The organism is Ferdinandcohnia sp. SAFN-114 (genome assembly GCF_059415045.1).
In genome coordinates this window covers 65,861-72,246 of record NZ_JBPFDQ010000017.1, presented here as the reverse complement: position 1 = coordinate 72,246, position 6,386 = coordinate 65,861, and the positions used below count along the sequence as shown (strand labels likewise).

6 protein-coding genes are annotated in these 6,386 nt (G+C 38.2%); 1 reads left to right on the top strand and 5 read right to left on the bottom strand.

The window, feature by feature from the left end:
* Positions 1 to 236 precede the first annotated feature (236 nt).
* On the bottom strand, positions 237 to 653 hold the full coding sequence (locus ACR65M_RS07800) for a DUF1284 domain-containing protein (RefSeq protein WP_440273025.1): 417 nt from the start codon (positions 651 to 653) through the stop codon (positions 237 to 239).
* Positions 654 to 782: 129 nt separating this feature from the next.
* Positions 783 to 1,730, bottom strand: a complete 948-nt coding sequence (locus ACR65M_RS07795; RefSeq protein ID WP_341330435.1) for a calcium/sodium antiporter — start codon at positions 1,728 to 1,730, stop codon at positions 783 to 785.
* Positions 1,731 to 1,933: 203 nt separating this feature from the next.
* On the opposite strand from ACR65M_RS07795, the gene ACR65M_RS07790 reads away from it, so the two are divergent.
* Positions 1,934 to 2,959, top strand: coding sequence for a serine hydrolase domain-containing protein (locus ACR65M_RS07790; protein ID WP_341330434.1), 1,026 nt, complete (start codon positions 1,934 to 1,936; stop codon positions 2,957 to 2,959).
* A 1,008-nt stretch (positions 2,960 to 3,967) separates the two neighbouring features.
* On the opposite strand, the gene ACR65M_RS07785 is transcribed toward ACR65M_RS07790, so the two are convergent.
* The 3 genes from ACR65M_RS07785 to ACR65M_RS07775 form a co-directional block, all read right to left on the bottom strand.
* Positions 3,968 to 4,615 (bottom strand): PepSY domain-containing protein, encoded by a 648-nt coding sequence (locus ACR65M_RS07785; RefSeq protein ID WP_341330433.1) that lies wholly within the window; start codon positions 4,613 to 4,615, stop codon positions 3,968 to 3,970.
* A gap of 371 nt (positions 4,616 to 4,986) precedes the next feature.
* Positions 4,987 to 5,511: a PepSY domain-containing protein gene (locus ACR65M_RS07780; RefSeq protein WP_341330432.1), complete on the bottom strand. Its 525-nt coding sequence runs from the start codon at positions 5,509 to 5,511 to the stop codon at positions 4,987 to 4,989.
* A 108-nt stretch (positions 5,512 to 5,619) separates the two neighbouring features.
* The gene (locus tag ACR65M_RS07775; protein WP_341330431.1) at positions 5,620 to 6,339 is read right to left on the bottom strand and encodes a PepSY domain-containing protein; all 720 of its coding nucleotides are present in this window, start codon (positions 6,337 to 6,339) and stop codon (positions 5,620 to 5,622) included.
* Positions 6,340 to 6,386: the final 47 nt, after the last annotated feature.

The window sequence follows — 6,386 nt, the reverse complement described above, 5'->3', positions numbered from 1 at the left end:
TAAGTAAGTAAAGCACTTAGAGTCCCCAGTATGTAGTGTATTAAATGAGGTAATAAATCAGTTAAATTACTACAGAAACTAACAGGTACTTTCGTTAAATAAGAATAAATACACAAAAAACACCGAAATTAATACGGTGTTTTTTTGTATGAGATTTAACTTGCAATTTCCCCTTTTATTTTTAGTTCTGTACTTCAATACAGAACCCGTTACTAGTAGTAGGCATTTTTTTTGCTTTATTTCACTTCACGTAGTCCTTTACCTTCAATCATTTCCTTTACCCCTTCTTCACAGACGCCATAGGAGCGCCATGAGCAAGATTCACACACTGTTTGAATGTCTGCAGGAATGACATGCTTTTTGATTCTATTTTCAATGTCTTCCCATCTTAAAATTTGTCCGACTCGAAGTCCCATTCTTTCTAAAATCATAGCATCCCTTTCGAAAATGGACGCATTTTGGCAATGGTATTCACCCGTATTCGGGTACTTCTCGCATAGATGATCTGGTCCTTTAACAATCTGAATAAGTGTCCTCGGATTGTTTCTAAGGGTCTGGTGAACAATCGTCATATTTTCCACGTACTCTCTGGAATAACCCATTCCCCTATAACCTAAAAGGCAAAAAAGATGGTGACCTCGGAGTTTGTACATCAACTTTCCCCCTGTTTTGAAATAAAATATAAATCTGCTTTGTTAACTCTTATATTACTTTAGTTCACATATTTTTCATCTAATAATCTATATATTTGAAATAAAAAACACCGCATTACACGGTGAAATTTAACCTCTTAATATGATAAATACCATATAGGCAATGTAAGCGACTGTAAGGATACCTCCTTCAGATTTGGCAATCTTGAATTCTGTTCGAGAGAATACAAATAGTACGATTGTTAAAATAAGCATTACCATGACATCTATGAAAATTTTACCGTCGACCGGTAATGGTGAAATAACTGAAGAAGCTCCAAGTACAAAGAAGATGTTAAAGATATTGCTTCCAACGATATTTCCTAATGCTATTTCACTTTGTTTTTTTATGGCTGCAGTAACTGATGTCACAAGCTCTGGCAAGGAAGTTCCAACGGCTACAATAGTTAAGCCAACTAATGTTTCACTCATTCCAAATGAGTAGGCAATTTTTATGCTGTTATCTACCACTAAATCTCCACCAAAAATGATTGCTGCTAAGCCACCGAGTGTTAATGCAATATTTTTGCCCCATTTTTTTTCTGTCGTTTCAGCCACTACAGAATTACGATTATTTCGAGCCACCTCAATAATGTAGTACAAAAACACACTAAAAAAGAGGAGGAGGAGGATCCCTTCAGTACGTGAAATAGTATTAACAGTTGCATTTTGTAATGCCAGATCACCCATCAATACAAATAGGGCAATGCTCGCCAAAAATGTAAAGGGAATTTCTTTTCGAATCGTTGCATTCTCAACTTTCAGCGGGTTAATCATGGCTGTTATCCCAACAACGAACGTGATATTAAAGATATTACTTCCGACCACATTTCCAACTGCCACATCGGCATTGCCTTCGATAGCCGCAATAATACTTACCGTTGCTTCTGGTGAACTTGTTCCGAACGCAACAATGGTAAGCCCGACGAGAATCGGAGGAACGTTCATAAGTCCAGCAATTTTTGAGGAACCTTCAACAAAATAGTCTGCACCTTTTATTAATAATGCAAATCCAATTAATAGCAAAAGATAGGTCATGTATTCTCCTCCTTATACTATCCTCACTTACTATATTTTACCGAGGCATAAATATTACTCATCTTTAAATTTAGGATACTTGTACCGTTTGAATATTCTTTCGACATATAACTAGAAAATTATGATAGTGTTTAATAGAGTCCCTGAATATAATTGTTGTTTGTTGCAAAAGCCAATTGGAATATGACTAAGGAGTTAATTGAATGAATACTTTAAATTCAGACTTAAACAGTAAAATAAATGAATTTTGTAGCCAAAGTACGTTTTCCGGAGTTGTTCTTGCCAAACAACACGATGAAATAATGATCCAGTCAGCTTACGGCTTTTCCAATAGAGCTGAAGAACTAGAGAACAAGATCAATACAAGGTTTGGAATCGCATCTGGCTGCAAACTTTTTACCGCCATCGCAGTGTGCCAGCTTGTTGAAAAAGGTTTCGTAACATTTGATACACGATTAAGAGATTGCTTGAATATTGAGTTTCCAAATTTCGCTGAGAATATTACCATCCACCATTTATTAACTCATACTTCCGGTGTCCCTGATTATTTTGATGAAGCCGTAATGGATGATTTTGAGGAGCTTTGGAAAGATAATCCGATGTACCTAATTCGTGAATTGAAGGATTTTCTTCCATTGTTCCAGAGTAACAGTATGATGTTTGAACCTAGTGAAAGATTTCACTATAACAATGCCGGCTATATTTTATTAGGGTTAATCATTGAGCAGAAAACCGGGAAATCATTTACAGATTATGTGATTGAGAATGTTTTTAAACCATGTGATATGGAGGGCTCGGGATACTATTCTCTCGATAATCTTCCGAAAAACACAGCAATAGGGTATATCGATAACGAAGAAGATGGAACATGGCGAACAAATATGTACTCCATTCCGATTAAGGGAGGATCAGATGGTGGAGCATTTGTCACTGCACCCGACATGATGAAATTTTGGGATGCTCTCTTTGGCCATAAATTAGTAAGCAAGGAAACTACTAACCTGCTTTTAACACCTCACGTACATACTGAGGATGATGAATTTTATGGCTATGGGGTATGGATTTCTAAAAGAGAATCTGAGATTTATAAATATCATGTGATGGGGTATGATCCTGGAGTAAGTTTTGCTTCTTCTTATTATCCTGCTACAGACATCACACTAGTCATCCCCTCCAATCAATCATATGGTCCACATGATGTAACTGATGTTTTTGAAGAAAATATGTAATAAAAATGAGGTCAGGATTGCCCTGGCCTCATTTGTTTTAGGTATTAGTTTCTGTCATCTTCACGGGGGCGTCGTTACGGTCATTAAATCGCGGGGGTGTCAAAGAAGGTTGAGTATTTCGGACTTGCGAGGGCGAAATCCTTACGGGCATGTCCGAAGGTTAAGTATCTTCAGACTTGCGAGGGCGAAATCGTTGTGAGTGTGTCCGAAGATTAGCGATCTTCGGACTTGTCAGGGCGAAATCATTGTAGGTGTGTCTGAAGGTTAAGTATCTTCGAGCATGGGTTGGCGAAATCGTTGTGGGGGTGTCCGAAGGTTAGGGATCTTCGGACTTGCTATGGCGAAATCATCAAGGATGTGTCCGAAGGTTTAGTATCTTCAGACTTGCGAGGGCGAAATCGTTGTGGGGGTGTCCGAAGGTTTAGTATCTTCAGACTTGCGAGGGCGAAATCGTTGTGAGTGCGTCCGAAGATTAGCAATCTTCGGACTTGGGTTGGCGAAATCGTTGTGAGTGTGTCCGAAGATTAGCGATCTTCGGACTTGCTATGGCGAAATCGTCGAGGGTGTGTCCGAAGGGTAAGTATCTTCGGACTTGAGTTGGCGAAATCGTTGTATTTGTGTCCGAAGATTAGGGATCCTCGGACTTGCCATGGCGAAATCGTTGTGGGTGTGTCCGAAGGTTAGGGATCTTCGGACTTGCGAGGGCGAAATCGTCGAGGGTGTGTCCGAAGGTTAGGGATCTTCGGACTTGTGAGGGCGAAATCGTTGTGAGTGTGTCCGAAGATTAGCGTTCTTCGGACTTGCTATGGCGAAATCGTCGCGGGTGTGTCCGAAGTCAAGTAATTCCTATAACGTGATACGAATTTGAACTATTTATTATAATAGCCGCATTAAACGTTAATTTATCAAAAAAATTAAACGTGAATCCGTTTGTGAATTCACGCTTACTGCTTGGCACTTCAAATCTGAACGCGTTAAATGCAGTTCTGGCCACTCTTTTTATAAAATTTAGTCTCTGTCATCGTCAAGGTCATCAATTTCCTTCTCTAAAATTGTTCCGTCTGCTGCAGAAATCTCCATTTCGACTTCTTTTCCATCATATATCATTTCAATTTCATAATGGTTATCATCATCTAGCTCAATTTCAACAATTTTACCTGGTGTGTCTTTAGTTGCAATTGAAATAGCTTGTTTTTTTGAAATTTTCACTGATGAAACAGCTTTTTGAGAAGTAACTCGGTCGTCGTCACGATCAGCATTTACTTTTACAACTTTTTCAGAAGATACATTGTTTTTTACATTAACATCGTCATCATCATCCGCTTTTACAACTGTTCCAGATGTTACGTTATTTTGTACCTTTACATTGTCGTCATCACGATTATCATCTACTTTCACAACTTTACCTGTAGTTGCATTGATGTCTACCTCAACATCGTCATCATGTGTACCTTCAAGCTCAACTTCGTAAATAAGCTCTCCATTCTGGTGCTCAAGCTCAACTTCCTTCACATTTGCTCCCTTTACCTCTTGCATCGCAATTTCTTCAGCTTTTTTAGATGGAACTTCAGCTTCCTTTGCGAATGCACCAACTCCTACTGCTCCTCCTAATACAACTGTTCCAACAATTCCTAGTACCACAAGTTTTTTCTTCATTTTTGTTTCCTCCTTTATTTGAACTATCTTAATCATAGACAACTAAAATGAGGAAACTCAGATAATAAAATGAGAAATTGATGAGAAACATGTGAGAGTTTGTAAATATATAAATAAAGGCTATTTCCGTAATCCGATTATGCAAAGGATATATAATTGTACATTCAGTGATTTCAGGATGGTACGAGACTCCTGCGGGAATAACGAGCCAGGCGAGACCCGCAGTTAAGCGAGGATGCTTGCGGATCGCCCGCGGAAATCGAGTACCTAGAGCGGAAAGCACCTACATATAAAAACAACAAGCTTTTAGAAAAGAACCTAAATAAAAAAAGAGGACAGAATTTAAGTTCTGGCCTCTTCTTTACAATAATTTAGTCTCTGTCATCGTCGTCACGATCATCTATTTCCTTCTCTAAGATTGTTCCGTCTATTGCAGAAATCTCCATTTCGACTTCTTTACCATCATATATCATTTCAATTTCATAATGGTTATCATCATCTAGCTCAATTTCAACAATTTTACCTGGGGTATCTTTCGTTACAATTGAAATGGCCTGTTCTTTTGAAATCTTTACAGATGAAACGGCTTGTTGAGAAGTAACTCGATCGACATCGTCGAGATCATCCTCAACTCTCACTACTTTACCAGTAGCTGCATTGACTACTACCTCTAGATCGTCACCATATTCGTCCTCTAGCTCAACTTCATAAACAAGCTCTCCGTTTTCGCGTTCTAGTTCAATTTTTTCAACATGTGCTCCTTTTACCTCTTGAATTGCAATTTCTTCAGCTTGTTTAGATGGAACTTCAGCTTCCTTTGCAAATGCACCAACTCCTACTGCTCCTCCTAATACAACTGCTCCAACGATTCCTAGTACCACAAGTTTTTTCTTCATTTTTGTTTCCTCCTTTATTTGAACTATCTTAATCATAGACAATGAAAATGAGGAAACTCAGATAATAAAATGAGAAATTGATGAGAAACATATGAGTTTTTCTAAGAATTAATCTTCTGAGATAATCGCTTTGACTTCACCAGAAATCGCATGAACTTGTACGGTGAATTCTTCTTCCCCGGCATCTTCAATTTCGATAAAGTAATAGAGCTGGCCCGCTTCTTCTTCAAGTTCAACATCATCCACAGCACCATTTACCTGTTTTAGAGCAAGCTCAATTGCCTGTTGCTCAGAGATACGTTGTGCAGGCTCTTGGCTATTTGGCTTTGTTTCAGGTGGTGTCTGTTGTTGCTGCTTATTTACTACAACATCCACAATCTTACCTGTCGTTGTTTCTAATTTATAAGTTGCTTCTGTTTTGTCTTTTGTAACAGTTGCATAATAATAAGCTTTATCTTGTTCATTCTTCTTTTCAATCGTTTTAATTTCTCCGGCCTTCTCTTTGGCTAAGATATCTCGAATCTCAGCCTCTGTTTTTTCCCGAGGTTCATGTGAAATTTGAGTGAGGTTAGTAACGTCACCCGATTTCCGATTAACATCTATTTCATAAATGCCAGATTCTATTTCAAATTTAATTTTATAAATGTCTCCTTCACGGCTCACTTCTGTGTTTTCACCGCTATACATCTTTTCTACAAGGTCAACGGCATCCTTTTCAGTTAAAGGTTCTGCAGATGTAAAGGTCTTTGTTAGCTGCCAAATCACAAAAGTTGCAATAATAATACCTGCTACAGCGAGTAGACTTTTAGGAAGTGTCCCTTTTTTCATTACACTCACTCCATTGATTTCGTTTTATCTACTATAATACCGGCATT

What these genes read in the sequence shown, in the direction of transcription:
- ACR65M_RS07775 (WP_341330431.1), bottom strand. Translation starts at nt 6,339, where the DNA reads ATGAAAAAAGGGACACTTCCTAAAAGTCTACTCGCTGTAGCAGGTATT.
- ACR65M_RS07790 (WP_341330434.1), top strand. Translation starts at nt 1,934, where the DNA reads ATGAATACTTTAAATTCAGACTTAAACAGTAAAATAAATGAATTTTGT.
- ACR65M_RS07780 (WP_341330432.1), bottom strand. Translation starts at nt 5,511, where the DNA reads ATGAAGAAAAAACTTGTGGTACTAGGAATCGTTGGAGCAGTTGTATTA.
- ACR65M_RS07785 (WP_341330433.1), bottom strand. Translation starts at nt 4,615, where the DNA reads ATGAAGAAAAAACTTGTGGTACTAGGAATTGTTGGAACAGTTGTATTA.
- ACR65M_RS07800 (WP_440273025.1), bottom strand. Translation starts at nt 653, where the DNA reads ATGTACAAACTCCGAGGTCACCATCTTTTTTGCCTTTTAGGTTATAGG.
- ACR65M_RS07795 (WP_341330435.1), bottom strand. Translation starts at nt 1,730, where the DNA reads ATGACCTATCTTTTGCTATTAATTGGATTTGCATTATTAATAAAAGGT.